Origin of the sequence: Pedobacter steynii, from assembly GCF_900103665.1 — a bacterium.
GTDB classification, from domain to species: Bacteria; Bacteroidota; Bacteroidia; order Sphingobacteriales; family Sphingobacteriaceae; genus Pedobacter; species Pedobacter steynii.
In genome coordinates this window covers 1-19,082 of the sequence record NZ_FNGY01000011.1, presented here as the reverse complement: position 1 = coordinate 19,082, position 19,082 = coordinate 1, and the positions used below count along the sequence as shown (strand labels likewise).

Here is a 19,082-nt window from a genome sequence, read left to right as displayed (position 1 = left end):
CGTAAAGATAAAGATGCTCTGCTAAATTAAAAAAAAATCGTAAAACAGCTTTATGATGTGGAACCAGAGCGCTCCGGCCTATTTCTTTGTAATTGAACAATTGAATTAAAATATGATGAAATTATTAAATATTAAAGCGGGTGCACTGTTTTGGTTATTGTTTATCTGTATGCTTCCTGCTGACGCTCAGGAGCCGATAAAGCACGTAAACATGTTTATCGGAAGCGATGGAAAACATCCTACAGAGTACGGAGGGACGACGCCTGCTGTAAGCGCACCTTTCGGGATGACGCAGTGGTGTGCTGTGACGCGGATTAATGACATTTCAAAAACAATGTATCACCACCGCGATGCGCATTTGCTCGGATTTATGGCTACTCATCAGCCGGCAGTCTGGATGGGTGATTATGGTTTTTTTACTCTGATGCCTCAGGTTGGAAGTTTAAAAATAAAGCCTGAACAGCGTGCCGTAAAGCTTGATCGATCCAAAGAGGTCGCAACCCCTTATTCATATAAGATTGAATATGGTGTCAGTAAGGAAAGCACAATTACAACGGAGTTCACCGCTACCTCAAGGTGTTCGTTTTTCAGGATAAAATATCCAAAAAACGAGAAAGCAATATTATTCCTTGAGGCCGGACGTGAAAAAGATGGAGGAGGTATACAGGTACTTCCGGATAAGCAGGAAGTTAGGATATATAACAAAGAAAGACACGACAGCCACTTAGGCCCGGTGCTAAAAAATCTTAAAGGGTATTACGTGTTGAAATTCTCTAAGCCATTTCAAGTTCATGGAACCTGGAGAGACGGCCTTAAAAAAGAAGGAAATCAAACAGAAGAAGGCTCCAATGTTGGAGGATATATAGAATTTGCTGCTGGTACAGACCTGGTGGAGATCAGAATAGGATCGTCATTTATCGACTATGTTCAGGCGCAGGACAACTTAAAACAGGAGATGCCGGAAAGGGCTTCATTCGGAGATACCAAGAAGAAAGTAAAAGAAATCTGGTCTGCAAATTTGAGTAAAATTGCCATTAAAGGTGCTTCAAAAGATGATCTGGATATATTTTATACCGCTTTTTTTCGTACGATGCAATACCCCAGGGAGTTCTCGGAATATGGCAGGTACTACAGCGCGTTTGATGATAAGGTACACGAAGGAATCTCTTATAATGCCTATTCTCTATGGGACACATTTCGTGCCCAGCATCCATGGCTGCAGTTGACTCAGCCTGACCGTGTGAATGGAATGGTGACGGCTTTGGTGCAGATGTATCAAGAGGGCGGATGGATACCCAAATGGCCGAATCCCAGCTATACGAATATTATGATCGGAACGCATTCAGATGCTGTTATAGCCGATGCGTATGTGAATGGATTCAGAGGCTATGATCTTGAGGAAGCCTATAAGGCCATCCGGAAGAATGCATTTTCTGCGCCAGCAGGTGACGATAGCTCTCGTTGGGCAGACCGTCAACTATGGACTGGTAACTACGAAGCAAGAGGAGGGCTGACCAATTATATGAAACTGGGTTACGTTGCCGCTGATAAAACCAATGAATCTGTTTCAGGCACGATGGAGTTTGCAATGGATGATTACAGTATTGCGCAAATGGCAAAAGGTTTGGGACATATGGAGGACTATAAAATATTGATGAAGCGTTCGGAGTACTATAAGAACCTTTATAATTCGAAAACGGGATTCTTTCAGGCGCGTAAGACAAACGGAAACTGGGGCAGTCCGGACGAAGGGTTTACAGAGGGAGGGAAATGGACGTATCGATTTTGTGTAATGCAGAATGTTCCTGGATTGGTAGATCTGCTTGGTGGAAAAGAACAGTTTGCTTCGGAATTGGACAAGAATTTCGATGGAGGCCATTACCACCATGACAATGAACCAGGCCATCATTTTGTGTATATGTACAACTTTTGTGATCGGCTGGACAAAACACAGTTGCGAATTCCGGGGATTATCGAAAGCAATTACAAGAACAAACCTGATGGTCTGTCAGGTAACGATGACTGTGGACAAATGTCAGCCTGGTATCTTTTCAGTACGTTGGGATTTTATCCCCTTACGCCGGCTTCCGGTGAATATGCCCTTGGTATACCTCGTTTCAAAGAGGTCACATTGAGGTTGAAAGACAATAAACAATTAATTATCAAAGCTTCAGAAGTCGGCAAGAAAGCGTTGCTAACTAAAATTTCTTTTGATGGAAAAGTGCTTGACAAGCCATTTATACCGGTGAAAGATATCATGGAAGGCGGAATTCTGGAATTTCGTTCTAAATAAAATAAAAATATATTATGGAAAATAAAATTAGATACTATTTCCTGCTGATTGGGGTTCTTGGTTTTCTTGGATTACACCCGCTATATGGGAATGATACATTGGGAAAGTACAAAATCAAGTCCCCGGATAAAAGTATGACAATGGAATTGTCCCGGAATGTAAACGGACAATTCATCTATTCTTTCAAAGGGAAGAACAGACAACTTATTGATCGATCTCCATTGGGCTTTAAGTTGGAAAATGGGGATGTGATCCCTTATGTCGGATGGAAGGTAGTGCGCGCATCTCGTCGGGAAGTAAGAGATGTCTGGAAGCCGATTTGGGGAAAACGGGCAAAAGTAGACGACCATTTCAATGAACTCGTTTTGATGATAAGCAATCAGACATCCAATTTATTACAAAACATACAAATCGTAGCACGCGTATATAACGATGGAATTGCCTTCCGGTACGAAGTTCCTTCAACGGAAACAAAGACCATAGGGGTTACTTCGGAACTAACAGCTTACCACTTTACCGACAATTTTACTGCATGGTGTTACAATGGTGAGAATCACAACATCGGGCCGGAACTGCTAACTGAAAGTGATGGCAGAAGATTACCTCCTATGACGATAAAAGCAGATAGTCAGGACTACTTAGCCATCCATGAAGCTTATTTAATTGATGGGGAGCCATTGGTTCTTAATGCAAAAAAGGGAGGACGGGTATTTACGCTTTCGTCCAAACCTGCAAAATTGTACCCTGGATATAAGTCAGCATGGCGTGTTATTCTGTATGGAACAACGCGGGGAGCTTTGACAGATTCGCATATCATCGAACTACTAAACCCTGCACCATTGCCCGAATACGATTTTTCATGGGTAAAACCCGGTCTGGCACTGTGGGATTGGAGAATGAACGGTGCAAAAACGGACGGATTCAGCTATGAGATGTCCTATCCATCATGGCTGCGTGCTGTTGATTTTGCAGCAGAGCAAGGCTTAGGTTATTTAGTGCTAGACGCAAATTGGTATGGGCCTGAATTTCATTCGGATTCGGATCCGGTATCTGGTGATAAAGTTAATGATGTGCGCAAACTCATTCAGTACGGAAAAGAAAAGGGAGTAGGAATATGGCTTTACCTGAACGATGTGGGAGGTAAGAAATTCCCAATCGAAAAGACTTTAAAACAGTATGGGGAATGGGGAGCAGCAGGTGTTAAATATGGATTTATGAGGGGAAATCATGAAGAAAAAAATCGTTGGACGCAAACAGTAACCAGGCTTTGTGCGGAAAACCATTTATTGGTAGATTATCATGATGATCCGGTTCACCCTTACGGACAGATGCGCACTTGGCCGAACGCGGTTACACGAGAGTTTTGTCAGGCTCAGTTGGACGGACATCAAATATTTCTGCCGAAAACTTTTGTTACTTCTGTTTTTGTTAACATGGTTGCGGGCCCTTTAGATATGAACAATGGTATGTTTGATTTGCGTCAGGGTAATACTACCCGCACAGACTGTAATCTGCCTGTTCCATCTACACTGACCGCTGAAGCTGCCCGTACTTTAATCACTTTTTCGGGAGCTACCATAATACCTGATATTCCGGAATTCTATCGTAAATATCCTCCTTTATTCCGTTTCATTTCCGGGCAAAAGATGCCATGGGTAGAGAGCAAGACACTGGCAGGCGAGATAGGCGAGTACATTGTCATGATGCGACAGACCAAGGATACTTTTTTAGTAGGGGCTGCTACCAGTGAATCAGGAAGAAAGCTGAACATTCCGCTAACTTTTCTGGGTAAAGGTGAATATGAAGTTGAAATCATACAAGATGGGGCTGATGCGCACTATCTTACAAACAGAGAAACATATATCCTTGATAAAAAGACCGTTTCCAGTAAAGAAATCCTACATGTGTCTCTGGCACCTGGTGGAGGTGCTTGCCTGACTTTCAAATCTATCAAAATGAATAAATAAGATGATTGAAATTTTTTTATACAGTGTATTTCCGAAAATTTCATGCTTCCGCCCGATCAATCCCTTACCGAAACGTATGTATTTAAAATAGATTGGAATAAGGGGCAGTAGCAATCAAAAGATGAGGAAAGTTATGTTTTGATTGCTCCTATTATAATGCTAATTTTAAAAATGGCCTTTTGATTGAAAGACAAACGTTTGCATAGTTTTTATGTTTCCTGAAATTAGGAAATGTCGTTTTACACCACTAATTTCGATTGAAACCAAATACAAAATCAAACTATAGATGCAAAATTCTGGGCCTGTCTTTGACGAAAAGGTGCTTCTCGAACGAGTTGCATCAGGGGACAGTAATGCTTATTCTCAGCTCTATACTTATTATACGCCTTTATTATACCGTTTTGTTTATCCTTTTACCGATGCTTCTAAAGAGCAGGCTGAAGAAATAGTTCAGGAGGTATTCCTGAAGATATGGATTCGGAGGGAAACTTTAACTAGTTTGAAGTCATTTGAGGCTTATACATTCAAGATGGCCAAGCATCAACTAATTGATGCCCGCAAACGTGAGCAATGTTTCCAAAAAATAATTGGTCAATTGGAACATCAGGAGGAGTCTAAGGGCTCACCTCTGGAGAACAACCTAATCTATTCAGAATATTTAACTTCGGCCGAAATGGCAATCGATTGCTTAACTCCTCAAAGAAAGAAGATATTCGATATGCGTACACAGCAGAATATGTCTATTGATGAAATTTCCGGCTCTTTGAATATCAGTAAGTCGGCAGTCAAAAAGCAATTGTATGAGGCTATTCTCTTCATCAAACAGCATCTTCATTACCATACAGGCTGGCCTCTGCTGTATGTATTGATCCCCTTTTTTCTTTAACATACAACTACTTTTTATTTTTTTTAAAAACGAGGTGTACTTTTTTGCTTGTCGTTCGTCTTCTATATAATTAGCAAAGAAATGATCGAGCAAAAAATTAGACTTTTTTTAGAGAAATTTGCAAAAGGAACCATAACGACCGCCGAGAAGGAGGAATTTATGGAGCTGATTTCAACATTAGACCTTGAGGAATATGAGCAGATAATCGAATCTTACCAGCGAATTCTGAAGGATTCTCCGGTTACTCCTATTCCTGATTCCAGCCTGCTTGCCAAAATTGGAGAGCGGATTGAGCGGCATGAACAAGGTGAAACAATCATTACCCGACTTTTTCCCTGGAAAAAAATAGCTGCTGTCGCTTCGGTCTTATTGTTCATTTCAGTCGGTGGATACATTTTATGGCATCAATCCATATCAGGTCAGCAAACCGTTCATAATCAGGTTCAGCATAATGACATTGCCCCGGGGGGTAACAAGGCTGTATTGACTTTGGCTAATGGAAAAGAGATCATTTTGACCGATGCAAAAAATGAGACCCTGGCAAGCCAAAGCGGAATTAACATCAACAAAACCAATAACGGACAGGTCGTTTATAAGAAAATCGCAACTCCTGTTCAAAATCCAGAGCTCATAACCTACAATTCCATAGCAACCCCACGTGGTGGTCAGTACCGCCTAACCTTAGCTGATGGGACTAATGTTTGGCTGAATGCTGCATCCTCTATAAAGTATCCCGTTGTATTTTCCGGAAAAGAGCGCAGGGTAGAGATTACCGGGGAAGTCTATTTTGAAGTAGGACATGATGCAACCAAACCTTTCAGGGTTGTCAGTAATGGTCAAGTCGTCGAAGTCTTAGGGACACACTTTAATATCAATGCTTATCGTGACGAAAATGTAGTCAAAACTACTTTGCTTGAGGGAAAAGTAAAAGTATCATCAACGGTTGGTGCCAAAATACTTAAACCAGGAGAGCAGGCGCAGCTCGAAAAGGGCAATATTCTCGTAGCTGATGTGGATATAAATGAAGTGATCGCATGGAAAAACGGATTGTTTGACTTTCAGGACGCAAGTATTGAAACTGTTATGAGACAACTGTCACGATGGTACGATGTAGATGTAGAGTATCGTGGGAAAATCCCGGAAACTTTATTTACAGGGAAATTGCACAGAGCGGTAAATGCCTCACAGGTCATAGATATCCTTAGTTACTTTAAAATTCATTTTAAGATTGAAAATGAAGGAATAAAAAAGAAGATCATTGTAATGCCTTAACGAATAAATAAACAACCAAATATTAAAACCAAACAAACATGAAGAAACAATTACAAACCTAGCTTCCAGTCTGCAAGGTTGGCCCGAAATAGATTTCATCTCTTTTACAGAATAAAAAAAGAGATGAAATGAAAAAAACCGCAGAGGTGAGTCGAAGCACCTCTACGGAATTATTTGGGTTAACCCTCCCGATGTTATCGGGAAAAATAATTTGCTCAAACTATCTCACGTATTAACCCAATTTTTTACAAAAGTATGGAATTTAATGATTACTCCATAGCTAGGCCGAAGGCATGGCTACCCCCTAAACTATTTCTGGTTATGAAACTAACTGCTGTTTTTTTAATTATGGCGTTAATGCAGGTTTATGGCAAAAGTTATGGCCAAAAAATAAACCTTAATGAAAAGAATGCTTCTTTAGAAAAGGTCTTGCATTCAATTGAGAAGCAAACGGGGTATGTGTTTTTATATACCAACAAAGGGATAAAAGAAGCAAGGGTCACTGTGCATGTGACCAACGGCTCAATTGATGAAACATTGAAAGCTTGTTTTGAAAATTCAATGATCACCTTTAAATTGGTTGATAAGAATATTTTACTGAGGCTTGATCAACCTTCTCCCCGGAATGAAAGATCAGAGGTTGTTCAGCCGGTCAATATTCATGGAAGGGTAACCGATACCCTGGGCCTGCCATTACCAGGTGTCAGCGTGCATATCAAAGGTGTCGCTAAGGGAGGAACGGTTGTCACCAATGTTAAAGGGGAGTATACTATAAAGGCTGATGCTAATGCGACCCTGGTGTTTTCCTATGTAGGCTTTAACCCGATTGAAATACCTGTTCAAAATCGCCAGGAAATTAATGTTGTTTTAAAGGGAACCTCCTCTACATTGAAAGATGTGGTTGTGGTTGCCTATGGTACCCAGAAGAAAACAACCATGATAAGTTCCATTACTACAATTGATCCGAAAGAGCTTAAAGGTCCTACCAGCAACCTGACCACCATGTTGGCAGGAAAAATTTCCGGTATTATTTCCTATCAGCGAAGTGGGGAACCCGGCAAGGACAATGCCTCGTTTTTTATCAGGAACATTGGTGCAACGAACAGCACTCCACTCATTTTAATCGACGGTATTGAATCCTCATCTACGGATCTTGCCAGGCTGCAGCCCGATGACATTGCCGGGTTCTCTATACTTAAAGATGCGACTGCAACATCAGTGTACGGTGCAAGGGGAGCAAATGGGGTGATATTGATCAATACCAAGATAGGTGAATCAGGGAAAATGAAATTAAACTTCCGTATAGAGAATTCCACATCTGCCAACACCAAGAATATTTCATTCGCAGATAACATCACCTACATGACGCTTGCCAATGAGGCGATGCTAACCAGAAACCCCCTGGGTTCATTGCCTTATGATCAAAATAAAATTGATCACACTGCCAGGGGAGATGACCCATTGTTATATCCTAATAATAATTGGATACAAGAGTTGATTAAAAATACGACCAATAATCAACGTGTCAATTTGAATGCCGGCGGAGGTACAGACAGGTCAAAATATTATATAGCGATGACGTATAATCTTGACAATGGCAATTTGAAGGGTAACTCAATCAATGGCTTTAGCAACAATATTAAGCTCCAATCTTATTCTCTTTTATCAAATGTTAATTTAAACGTTACAAAAACAACTGAAGTGCTGATCAGCCTTAAAGGGCAGTTTGATAGCTATAACGGACCAATAGGTGGTGGGAAGGGGGTTTATAACAGTGCTTTATCGAGCAACCCCGTCGCTTTTCCCGCGGTTTATCCCGCTAATTTATTGCCGTATGAAAAACATCCGTTGTTTGGAAACGCACTGATGCTGCCAGGTAATGGATTATATACGAATCCTTATGCGCGATCTCTTTCGGGCTTTCAAAAGCAAAATACGAGCAACTTAACCGCGCAAGTGAGTTTAAAACAGAATCTGGGTGGTATTACACCGGGTTTATCTATCCGGGTAATGGCTTATACCTCACGCCATGCAGATTTTCAGGTCGCCCGAAGTGTTAGCCCCTATTATTATCAGTCGAACCTGGTAAACGGTGTATTTACCGGTCTGAGCTTGCTGAATACCGGAATAAATGGATCCCCCGGTTCACCTCCTACAGAATACCTGACTTACAATCAGAATCCGGCATCCACTATTGTTAATTCCACTACTTATGGAGAGGCGGCAATTAATTATTCCAGGGTATTTAACGACGTACATAGTATTGGTGGTTTGCTGATCGGTACAATGAGCAATTATATGACAGGAAACGCTACCGACTTAGTCACCTCTCTACCGGGCCGGAATCAAGGGTTTTCAGGCAGGTTTACCTATGGATATGATAACCGTTACTTGATTGAATATGATTTTGGCTACACCGGTTCAGAAAGATTTGCAGCCAATCACCGGTTCGGATTTTTCCCTTCAATAGGAGCAGGATGGATTGTATCTAACGAAAAGTTCTTTAAACCATTGCTAAATACAATTAACCAGTTAAAGTTCAGGTTCACACATGGGTTGTCAGGTAATGATAATATTGGCTCGGCGAATGAACGTTTCTTCTATTTATCTAATGTGAATTTAAATGGCGGGAATGCAGGGGCCTTTGGTACAAATTTTAGTTATAACAGACCTATTGTAGTGACAAGGCAGTATGAAAACCGGAATATCACATGGCAGCTGACTAAACAAACCAATATTGGTATGGATTTAACGCTTTTCCATGACCTGAATTTAACGCTGGACGCGTACCGGAAACATGTGAGTAATATACTGCTGACAGGGGATATCACCACAAATGTACCTTCCTCAATGGGGCTTCAGGCAAATCTCAAGTCTAACTCGGGTATTAATTCGGGCAAGGGAATAGAGGCTGCTTTAAACTATCGTAAATCATTTAATAATTCATTATGGTTACAAACGCGGGGAACCTTTACTTATCAGGTAAGTAAGATTATCGCCGATTTGGAACCTAAATACTCCGCTAATGAACGGTATTTGTCGCATGTTGGTAACTCAGCTGACCAAATATATGGTCTTGCGGCAGAAAGGTTATTTGATGATCAGTATGAGGTTAACAATTCTCCTCAACAGCAATTTGGTTCATTTGTTATGGGAGGAGATATTAAATACAGGGATATCAACAGAGATGGGAAAATCACGAATGCCGACAGGATCCCGATTGGATTTCCTGCTACACCAGAAATTATGTATGGGTTTGGCTTCTCGTTTGGATATAAAAATTTTGACATCAGCGCATTTTTTCAAGGTTCAGCCAGATCGTCATTTTTGGTTAACTCGGCCGCTATCACACCTTTTGCCATTGATGGGGGCAGTCAAAATGGATTGCTGGCGCTTATTGCCAATAATCACTGGTCCGAGGCTAAACAAAACTCGTATGCTTTTTGGCCAAGGTTAGACAATACAATTAACCCGAATAATAGTCAATCCTCTACCTGGTGGTTAGAAAATGGTTCTTTTTTTCGATTGAAATCAGCGGAAGCCGGATACAATATTCCTGATCCACTTTTAAAGAAACTGGGTTTGCGTAGCGGGCGTATCTATCTAAATGGTACCAACTTATTTGCCTTAAGCGCATTCAAACTCTGGGACCCGGAAATGGGGGCCTCAGGATTGGGATACCCTGTGCAAAGGGTGTTTAACGTAGGTATTATGGCAGGGTTTTAATTTTAAATAAAAAATAATTTATATGTATTATAATAGATTTAATGAAAGTGGCGCAAGAAAAATGCTGCTTGGCATGATTTTCATATTTATGCTTCTGATATTATTCAGCACTTCCTGCAAAAAGTCCTATTTAGACGTTGTACCCGATAATGTGCCTACAACGGACCATGCTTTCGCTTCCAAAATAGAGGCTGAGAAATATCTGTTCACCTGTTATTCCTATTTGCCTAATCAAACAACTCCCTTAGCTAACCCAGGTCTTACGGCAGGTGATGAGCTTTGGATAGCTTATCCCCAAATTAATGTACCGGCCTGGGAAATTGCAAGAGGAAACCAGAATAGCGTAAATCCGCTTGTTAATTATATGGAAGGCTCTTCAGGCGGATCGGCTAATTTCAAAGCCATCAGAGACTGCAATGTGTTTTTGGAAAATATCAGTGATTTAGATAAAGTTCACGACCTGGATCCCGACACCAGAGCAAGGTGGATTGCCGAAGCTCAATTTCTTAAAGCTTTTTATCACTTTATGATGTTCAGAGCTTATGGCCCTATTCCTGTAATAGACAAGAATTTGCCGATTAGTGCTCCATTAGAGCAGATGCAGGTTAAGCGTCAGTCGGTAGACAGTGTGGTGAATTATATTTCCAATTTGCTGGATGTTGCCGCCGCGAATCTTCCTTTAACCATAACGAATCAGGTAACTGAATTGGGGCGGGTTACCAGTCCTGCTGCATTGAGTTTAAAGTCGAGATTATTGGTTACCGCTGCAAGTCCTTTATTTAATGGGAATTCCGACTATCATTCATTTAAAAACAAGGATGGTGAGGCGCTTTTTAATCCTTCCTATAGTTTAGCCAAATGGCAGAGGGCTGCCACGGCGTGCAAAGCGGCTATAGATTTATGCGCCAAAGCTAATATAAAGCTGTATGTTTTTCCCGCTCAGGCCAATCGTCTCAGTGATACCACGATGACGCAAATGAGTGTCAGAAATGCGACAAGTGAACCATGGAACAGTGAATTAATATGGGGCTTAACGCACAATAACAATACACAAAATATACAGGGATCGGCTGCTGGCAGGTTTGATCCTGCGGGCGCTAACAATGTCATCGGCAGTGGTCAGATAGGCCCCACTTTAAAAATAGCGAAAATGTTTTATACCAAAAATGGTGTTCCTGTAAATGAAGATAAAACACTTGATTTCAGTAACATCACCACCTTAAGGACAGCCACTCGCGCGGAACGGTTTAACCTGATAGAAAGCTATCAAACAGCAAGATTAAACTTTGACAGGGAGCCAAGATATTATGCTGATTTAGGATTTGATGGTGGTGTTTGGTATATGGCCAACAGTCCGTCTTTAAACGATGAAAATACCTGGAACCTGAAATCACGGAGAGGGCAGCCCGGCGCTGTTTCACCAAATCCTATTACGGGTTATTACATGAAAAAACTACTGAATTGGCGTTTTGTCTGGTCAAGTGTTAATTTTCAGAATTATGCATGGCCCGAAATACGATTGGCTGATTTGTATTTACTATACGCGGAAGCTTTAAATGAAGCCCAGGGACCTGGTGCTGAGGTCTATAATTACGTTAACCAGGTACGTGCAAGGGCAGGTTTGCAGTCAGTACAAACTTCATGGACAAATTTTAGCAATAGCCCTTCTAAGTTTAGCACTCAGGAAGGCATGCGCTCCATCATACAGCAGGAACGCAGCATTGAACTTTGTTTTGAAGGGCAACGCTACTGGGATTTATTGCGCTGGAAAACAGCTGCGACAGAGCTTAACGGCAATATAACGGGTTGGGATATCACGCAAAGTAATCCAAGTCTGTATTACCGCGAGATTACATTTTTTTCACAACAGTTTGTCATACCGCGTGATTATCTGTGGCCAATAGCAGATCAGTCTTTGCTCGTAAATCCAAATTTGATGCAGAACCCTAACTGGTAAAAGAACAGACGGCACATTTATTTTAAACTGTAAAATATTTTAAAAATGAAAACAATAAAATCAGGAACTTTCTTATATATAGCTTTATTTTTAATAGTTGGGACAGGCTGTAAACAGGATGTTTTAAACAAACCCATTGTTATTAATAATAACAAGCCAGGTGTAGTATCTGGAATAAACATCACAAACCTACATGGAAAAGCTACCCTTACCTATATACTGCCGGATGATAAAGACCTGCTCTATATAAAAGCGGTTTACCAGACCGCCGAGGGGCGCCCTGAACAAGTGATAAAAGCTTCCCGTTACACCAATACATTAACTTTAGTGGGTTTCGGAGATACCTTGGCTCATGCGGTGCAGTTGTATGCTGTAAATTCCAGCGAAGTCGCTTCGACGCCGGTCAGTATAACGGTAAACCCTTTAACGCCAGCTATAAATTTGGCCCGCAGATCGCTCAAGGTTACGGCTACTTTTGGTGGGTTTGATGTTAGCTGCAAGAATCCTACGCAGGAAAATTTAGCCATTATTCCTTTGGTAGATACGACAGGTACGGGTAAATGGACGCAAACAAGTACCATGCAAAATATCTATAGCAACAGTGATACAATAGTCGGTTCGAACAGGGGGCAGCCTGCAATAGCCAGAAAATATGCTTTTTTGGTAAGAGACCGGTGGTTAAATTATTCGGACACATTGTTTACAACAATTACCCCTTTATTCGAAAAACTATTGCCGAAATCTATTTGGAGACACTATGCATTGCCTGGCGATGCGGTAGCCGATTGGGTGGGAAACGGTGTGAGTAATATCTTTAATGGCACCTTTAACCGCAATTTTATTAGCTTACAAAATGCAATCAGCCCACAAAATATAACGCTGGATCTTGGCAAAGCATACATCTTTAGCCGATTGCTGTTGAGCCCGTATTTAGAAGGTACTGGTTTATATTTTACCAATGGTAGTCCGAAAATTTTTGAAATCTGGGGCTCTAATCAACCGAATCCAAATGGCGCTTTAGATGCCAGCTGGACTAAACTCGTCACCTGTACCGTGATCAAACCATCAGGAAGTCCCTACGGTGTTGAAACAGGTGCGGATCGTGCATCAGGCAAAAGTGGCTGGCAGTTTAATTTTCCGGTAGGGGCAGCTCCTTATCGCTATGTAAGAATAAGGTATGTAATTAACTGGCAGGGAAGTTATATGATGGCGCTGACCCAGTTTACGCTATGGGGGCAGGAGTAATTATGCGATACCCGTCCCATTTGACAGTTGAAAAAACTGATGGAGAAATATTCATGATTACTGATATAATTAATAAATGATAGGTGAAAACATATAAATATATGAAACGATATAAAATCATAGCTTGCTATATAGTGGCATTGCTGGTGTTAATAACAGGCGCCTGCACAAAAATGGATGATTATAAAAACCAATACATGAAGGGGGGGGCAATAGTTTACCCTGGGAAAATGGATTCAGTAAAGATTTTTTCCGGAAAAAACAGAGTAAAGGTTACCGGTCTTTTTACCTCAGATTTGAACATAGTTAAATATAGAGTCTTTTGGAACAGCCGCCAGGATTCGGTAGAGGTGACTATTAAAAGAACCCCGGGTGTAGACACGGCTAAAGTAATGATACCTGATTTGCCTGAAGGAATTATGGGTTTTCAAATAAGAACGTATGATGCCCTGGGGCATATTTCTGTCCCGGTAAATGCGGCAGTGAAGGTATATGGAGCTTTATACCAAAGTTCCTGCATAAACAGAGGAATAACAGATACCGCCATCCAGCCCGATGGTTCTGCATCGATCAACTGGGTAGATGTAAATGCAAATTCAGGCATTATAAATATGGGAATTAAGTACTCAGATAACAATAATAAGCTGCATGATACGCTGATCAGATCTGTTCCAACCGGCTTAACTACAAGACTGCCAAACTTTAAATTAGGTAGTGCGATTAGCTACAGGACAGCATATCTGCCCAATCCTACAGCTATTGATACATTTTATGTTGCTTATCAGACTTATGGCATAAAAGCGGATGTAACGAGTCTCTATTTTACAAACTATCAGCAACCGTTTACAAGCACAACAGGGAGCGGTACGGGTAGATGGAGAAATCCAACAGCCTGGATTGTAACCAATCCAGTATTAAATCATGGAGGTAATGGAGGTTGGGCTTCAGATGATGGTACTGTTTTAGCAATGGAGTCAGGCCTGGGGGCGGCTCCCGTAGTTAATGGAAAGATATTTCAAACATTTACCTTGCCGGCAGGCAATTATACTTTTTCAGCTGCTTTAGGGAATAATAGCTTTTCAAACCCTGTTTATGTGGTTGCAGCGGCAGGTTCAACACTACCGGACGTAGCGCTTGTCCCTGTAAATTCAATAAAATTTGCCTCATTAAAGGATCAGCGTTTTGATTTTATCATAAACGAACCAACACAGGTTTCTATTGGTTTTGTAGCCAATATGACCGGTGATGAGTATTGGAGGGTAAAATCCGTAAAGCTGATAAAGAATTAAGTTTTTTGAGGTAGATCTTTAAACCAGGTAAGCGCACTAAATTAATAAGCTTACCTGGCTCAGGATAAAAAAGGAGAATGAATCAATTGGCTATATATTAAAATTTAAATCTTCTATGCAGTGTATTTACGAAAATTTGATGTTTCCACCCGATCAATCCTTTACCATTCAGTCGGAAATATTAGAAGACAAGCCTTGCAATGTCTTAAAATCTCACAAGTATTTTGAAATCGTGTTGCTTGAAAATTACTGCGGCAGATATTTTATCGGAGACCATATTCTTGACTTTGAGGGAACACAGCTGATACTTCTTGGGAGCTACCTGCCTCATTGCTGGCAATATGATAAAAAGCTGGATCCAACGGCTCAGTCTCAATCGATTTTGGTTCATTTTTTACCCGATTTTCTAGGGCAGCAATTATTGGACAGTCCGGAGGCAATTCAATTGAATAAGCTCTTCTCCAACGCTTCGAAAGGAATTTCATTTTCTGGCATAACGATACCAAAGGCAAAAAAAGTGATGCAGGAAATGCTGCTTTCCGAAGGAATGGCAAGGACAGCGCTCATGTTAAAGTTGTTGGATATACTTGCGCAGTCGGAGACAAAACAGGCACTGTCTTCCTCTTATTTCAACGTTGTTGACAATGCTCATGAAGGACAAAAAATCAGCAAAGTATATGATTATGTATTCCGGAACTTCAGTAATCATGTTTCATTACCTGTTGTTGCTGATATTTTATCGATGACGCCCGCATCATTTTGTCGTTTCTTCAAGATGAAAACCGGCAGGACTTTAGTCGATTTTATAAAAGAAGTGAGAATCGGCCATGCGACAAAACTATTACTGGAAGATAATTATAATATATCCGAAACCAGCTTCCTTTGCGGCTACAATAACTACTCTAATTTTAACAAACAGTTCAAAGAGTTAACCGGATTATCACCTGTAATATTTCAAAAACAATATCGACTTAAGTATAAGGCATCCAGTACACAAAGCCGCTCAAATATTCCGCTTTCCGTCCGAAAAAAAGTGTTAAATGACGCTCCTGAAATTAAGGCTTCAACAAGATCTGTTTTAAGAGATATGACTGCTTCTTTTCAACACGATCGTACAAATATTATCGGCATACTGGTGCCAACATTAGACCGAAGTTTTTTTAATTCCGTGGTACAAGGTATAGAAACTGTATTGAATAAAAATGATTACAGCGTATTATTGTATCAATCAAAAGAATCGTTTGATAATGAGGTTCTTGGAGTTAAAACCTTGATAAAATCTGGGGTTGATGGGATCATTTCTTCAATAGCACTCCAAACTTCAAATTACGATCACTTCACCGATTTAAAGAAACGCAACATTCCTTTGTTGCTGTTTGACCGTATTGTTAAGGAAGTCTGCGTTCCCTCTGTTAGAATCGATGACTATAGAGGTGGATTTTCAGCTACCGAACACTTAATCAAACAAGGATGTAAACATATTGTTCATCTTTCTACAGATCAGGATGTTCCCATATTTAAGGAACGGCTGAGGGGATATAGGGATGCATTGTCGCAATATAATTTGCCTGTAAATGAAGCCTTAATCTTTTATGGTTCCCCTTCTCTGGACTTCGGCAATCAGTGTATTCAAAATTTAATTGAAAACAATATCCTTTTCGATGGTGTGTTTGCCTTCGAAGATTATACAGGTCTGGGTGTGCTTAAGAAATTAAAAGAATATAAAATTAAGGTGCCTGATCAGGTAAAAGTAATCGGTTTTGCCAATGAAACTTTTGGAGCACATGTTGCCACAGCTTTAAGTACCATTGATCAGCAAACCGTAAAAATGGGCGAGGTGGTTGCTCAACTGTTTCTTAAACTGATTAAGGAAGAGCATTATTATAGAAACATTCCTGAGGAAATTATTTTGGATACCATACTTATTGCCAGGGATTCCTCGCAATAAGTATGGTAGCTCATTTTTAGAGAAATGAGACGGCCTTTTTTGTTGATATTAAAACAACTTTTCCTGCGGAGGCTTAACACCTGCCAGTCGGAGGTATACTGTGGCTTGCCCCCTGTGGTGCGCCTGATGTTCAAAAGCCTTAGCTAAAGCCATTCTTTTAGACATCTCGAACTTTCCAAACAATTTGGTCGTTTCATCAAGTTGTGCTTCAGGCGCTTTTTTGATCTGATCAATCACAAAATCATAGCTTTCTAACACCAACTTGCTCACGTTAGCTTTGGATTTATCGCTTGTTTTTTCCAATTCGCCCTGGCCAATGGGACTTTTTGTGCCGGTTGCTGCCGAAGCGAAAGCATAGTTGGCATCACCCAGATGTAATACTTGTTCTGCAAAAGACCGCATTTCGGGAGTGGGCTTTAAAGCATACCCGCTTTCCGGCATCGCATCCAGATATTCTTTAGTATAGGCTTTAGACCTTTCCCAATCCTTTACCATATCAGTTGCTTTTTCCTGCGCCTTTACCAATTGACCGCCTATGATTAAACACAGTACGACTACTAAACTTTTAAGCTTCATATTTTTTGGATTTAAATTGATGATTTAGAATTCATAAGAAATTACCGCTGCTTTCTCTCTTAATTTATGACAAGGGTTCTAACTTAAGTTAATCATAAATTTACATACAAATATGTGAATTGGGGTAGGGCAGAATAGACATTATAGCGGGGTGATCTGGACACATTAACCTCTGAGCTATTGAATATAATTTAGTGATTCCTTATTGTATTTCTGCCTGTATTCCAATGGCGATAACCCTGTGATTTTTCTAAAAACCTCCCGAAATGCTTTCAGGTCGGAATAGCCTACTGCATACATTACTTCACTAATTGTCTTTTGAGTAGTTTCAAATGTTTTTTTCGCCGATTCAATTTTCACTCTTTGTGTATATTCAACAGGCGTATTTCCTGTGGCTTTGATAAACCTTCTGTCGAAATTCCGCCTGCCAACAGAAAAAAGCGTAGATAAATGTTCAACAGATATTTTCTCGTCAAGTTTGCTTTCGATATAGTCCTGTGCTTTTCTCACCATTTCATCGCTGTGCATTTTCTGACCGGTAAATATGGTAAATGCCGACTGGCTTTGCCTGTCTATTTCAATCTGAAAGACTTTGGAACAGAAGATGGCCGTTTGTCTGTCGTAATATTTTTCCACCAGATAAATCATCAGATTCAGGAAGGAATAAGCTCCTCCATTGGTATAGATTCCATATTCGTCAGTAATTAGCTGATCCGCATGTAAAGTCACCTTTGGGAACATCATTCTGAAATTATCTGCGGCGGCCCAATGTGTTGAACAATTTTTTCCATCCAGCAAACCGGTTGATGCCAGCAAAAATGCCCCGGTACATATACTTGCTACTTCAGCTCCCGATTTATATTGGTTTTCGATCCAGTTGATCAGGAGCTGATTTCCTTTTACGGCCTCCTGATAATTGTGGTTTAATGATGGGATAATAATGAGGTCAGTTTTGCGGAGCGCCGCAATATGAACATGTGGTTTTACTGAAAACAAACCTTCATAGAAATTCACCTCTTTAGAAACACCTGCCAGCTCAATTTTAAACAATTCTTCTTTTCCGGTATTTACCCGATACTGATTGGCCCTTGTGAAAATTTTATAAGCCCCTATGATGCTGCTTAGGTTATTTTGTCCATCCGGAACGACTATAGTGAGGTGTTTCATGTTTTCTTTTTAACGAATATAAAAATTTTAATTGTCCAAATCAACCCGTCGTAATGTCTATTTTACACCCTGTATCTCAGCCTGTAAGCGCTTATTTTTACTAAAAAAAAGGAGGAATTACTCATGGCAGATATCTTGCATAGAATTGGAATTAAAACATCGTCTATTGATGATGTATATCAGGCATTGACGACAGAAAGTGGTCTGGCCGGCTGGTGGACAAACAACACTCAGGGAGAAGGAAATCAGGTTGGCAGCATCATTAAATTCCGCTTTGGAGCGGGAGGGTTCGATATGAAGGTTTCCGGGCTTAACAAACCTACCCATGTGGTATGGGAGGTAGCAGAAGGACCAGAAGAATGGATGGATACAACGATTAACTGGGAATTGAAACAGGACGGCGACTATATTATCGTTCTTTTCAAACATCTGAACTGGAAAGAACCTGTAGAGTTTATGCACCATTGCAGTACTAAATGGGCGATATTTTTGATGAGCCTTAAGTCTCTTATCGAAACCGGAAAAGGTACTCCTGATCCCGTCGATGTTAAAATAGACAATTGGAACTAGCGGATCAAACTTATTTCAATGCAGGGCATTGCTGGAACAAAGTGTATAGCCAGAGCCGGACGAGACAAGGTAAAATCTGCTTTCGGGATACTGTCGATTCCTAAAAAGGCTATACACAAAAACAGTGTATGGAACTAACAGAAACAGAATTTATCATTTCAAAAAACAGGGGTAAAGGTCAGCCCT

12 protein-coding genes are annotated in these 19,082 nt (G+C 40.6%); 10 read left to right on the top strand and 2 right to left on the bottom strand.

Annotation, left to right across the window (positions count from 1 at the left end; genetic code table 11):
- The first annotated feature begins 112 nt into the window (after nt 1–112).
- The 9 genes from BLQ87_RS25660 (at nt 113) to BLQ87_RS33260 (ending at nt 16,583) form a co-directional block, all read left to right on the top strand.
- Nucleotides 113–2,293, top strand: coding sequence for a GH92 family glycosyl hydrolase (locus tag BLQ87_RS25660; RefSeq protein WP_245723930.1), 2,181 nt, complete (start codon nt 113–115; stop codon nt 2,291–2,293).
- 14 nt (nt 2,294–2,307) lie between these two features.
- Nucleotides 2,308–4,260 carry a glycoside hydrolase family 97 protein gene (locus BLQ87_RS25655; RefSeq protein ID WP_074611789.1) on the top strand — a complete coding sequence of 651 codons (1,953 nt, stop codon included), beginning with the start codon at nt 2,308–2,310 and terminating at the stop codon, nt 4,258–4,260.
- A gap of 286 nt (nt 4,261–4,546) precedes the next feature.
- A complete protein-coding gene (locus tag BLQ87_RS25650; RefSeq protein WP_074611788.1) occupies nt 4,547–5,146 on the top strand; it encodes an RNA polymerase sigma factor in 600 nt (199 codons plus the stop codon).
- Between the two features lie 81 nt (nt 5,147–5,227).
- Nucleotides 5,228–6,418, top strand: coding sequence for a FecR family protein (locus tag BLQ87_RS25645; RefSeq protein ID WP_074611787.1), 1,191 nt, complete (start codon nt 5,228–5,230; stop codon nt 6,416–6,418).
- Nucleotides 6,419–6,739: 321 nt separating this feature from the next.
- Nucleotides 6,740–10,144, top strand: coding sequence for a SusC/RagA family TonB-linked outer membrane protein (locus BLQ87_RS25640; RefSeq protein WP_245723929.1), 3,405 nt, complete (start codon nt 6,740–6,742; stop codon nt 10,142–10,144).
- Nucleotides 10,145–10,166: 22 nt separating this feature from the next.
- Nucleotides 10,167–12,101 (top strand): RagB/SusD family nutrient uptake outer membrane protein, encoded by a 1,935-nt coding sequence (locus tag BLQ87_RS25635; protein WP_083362059.1) that lies wholly within the window; start codon nt 10,167–10,169, stop codon nt 12,099–12,101.
- A gap of 45 nt (nt 12,102–12,146) precedes the next feature.
- Complete coding sequence (locus BLQ87_RS25630) at nt 12,147–13,346, top strand: DUF4959 domain-containing protein (protein WP_074611786.1); 1,200 nt, start codon at nt 12,147–12,149, stop codon at nt 13,344–13,346.
- A gap of 101 nt (nt 13,347–13,447) precedes the next feature.
- Nucleotides 13,448–14,635, top strand: a complete 1,188-nt coding sequence (locus BLQ87_RS25625) for a DUF4998 domain-containing protein (protein WP_074611785.1) — start codon at nt 13,448–13,450, stop codon at nt 14,633–14,635.
- A 115-nt stretch (nt 14,636–14,750) separates the two neighbouring features.
- A complete protein-coding gene (locus tag BLQ87_RS33260; RefSeq protein WP_083362058.1) occupies nt 14,751–16,583 on the top strand; it encodes a substrate-binding domain-containing protein in 1,833 nt (610 codons plus the stop codon).
- A gap of 48 nt (nt 16,584–16,631) precedes the next feature.
- Here BLQ87_RS33260 and BLQ87_RS25615 read toward each other — a convergent pair whose 3' ends face one another.
- The gene (locus BLQ87_RS25615; RefSeq protein WP_074611784.1) at nt 16,632–17,159 is read right to left on the bottom strand and encodes a DinB family protein; all 528 of its coding nucleotides are present in this window, start codon (nt 17,157–17,159) and stop codon (nt 16,632–16,634) included.
- Between the two features lie 177 nt (nt 17,160–17,336).
- Entirely contained in the window at nt 17,337–18,326 is a 990-nt protein-coding gene (locus BLQ87_RS25610) for a GlxA family transcriptional regulator (RefSeq protein ID WP_074611783.1), read from the bottom strand.
- A 123-nt stretch (nt 18,327–18,449) separates the two neighbouring features.
- Between BLQ87_RS25610 and BLQ87_RS25605 the strand changes: the two genes are divergently transcribed.
- Entirely contained in the window at nt 18,450–18,896 is a 447-nt protein-coding gene (locus tag BLQ87_RS25605; RefSeq protein ID WP_074611782.1) for an SRPBCC family protein, read from the top strand.
- Nucleotides 18,897–19,082 lie beyond the last annotated feature (186 nt).

Bases quoted from the DNA above. Each gene is read 5' to 3' on its own strand.
- BLQ87_RS25635 (WP_083362059.1), top strand. From the start codon at position 10,167: ATGTATTATAATAGATTTAATGAAAGTGGCGCAAGAAAAATGCTGCTT.
- BLQ87_RS25605 (WP_074611782.1), top strand. From the start codon at position 18,450: ATGGCAGATATCTTGCATAGAATTGGAATTAAAACATCGTCTATTGAT.
- BLQ87_RS25640 (WP_245723929.1), top strand. From the start codon at position 6,740: ATGAAACTAACTGCTGTTTTTTTAATTATGGCGTTAATGCAGGTTTAT.
- BLQ87_RS25615 (WP_074611784.1), bottom strand. From the start codon at position 17,159: ATGAAGCTTAAAAGTTTAGTAGTCGTACTGTGTTTAATCATAGGCGGT.
- BLQ87_RS33260 (WP_083362058.1), top strand. From the start codon at position 14,751: ATGCAGTGTATTTACGAAAATTTGATGTTTCCACCCGATCAATCCTTT.
- BLQ87_RS25655 (WP_074611789.1), top strand. From the start codon at position 2,308: ATGGAAAATAAAATTAGATACTATTTCCTGCTGATTGGGGTTCTTGGT.
- BLQ87_RS25660 (WP_245723930.1), top strand. From the start codon at position 113: ATGATGAAATTATTAAATATTAAAGCGGGTGCACTGTTTTGGTTATTG.
- BLQ87_RS25630 (WP_074611786.1), top strand. From the start codon at position 12,147: ATGAAAACAATAAAATCAGGAACTTTCTTATATATAGCTTTATTTTTA.
- BLQ87_RS25610 (WP_074611783.1), bottom strand. From the start codon at position 18,326: ATGAAACACCTCACTATAGTCGTTCCGGATGGACAAAATAACCTAAGC.
- BLQ87_RS25645 (WP_074611787.1), top strand. From the start codon at position 5,228: ATGATCGAGCAAAAAATTAGACTTTTTTTAGAGAAATTTGCAAAAGGA.
- BLQ87_RS25650 (WP_074611788.1), top strand. From the start codon at position 4,547: ATGCAAAATTCTGGGCCTGTCTTTGACGAAAAGGTGCTTCTCGAACGA.
- BLQ87_RS25625 (WP_074611785.1), top strand. From the start codon at position 13,448: ATGAAACGATATAAAATCATAGCTTGCTATATAGTGGCATTGCTGGTG.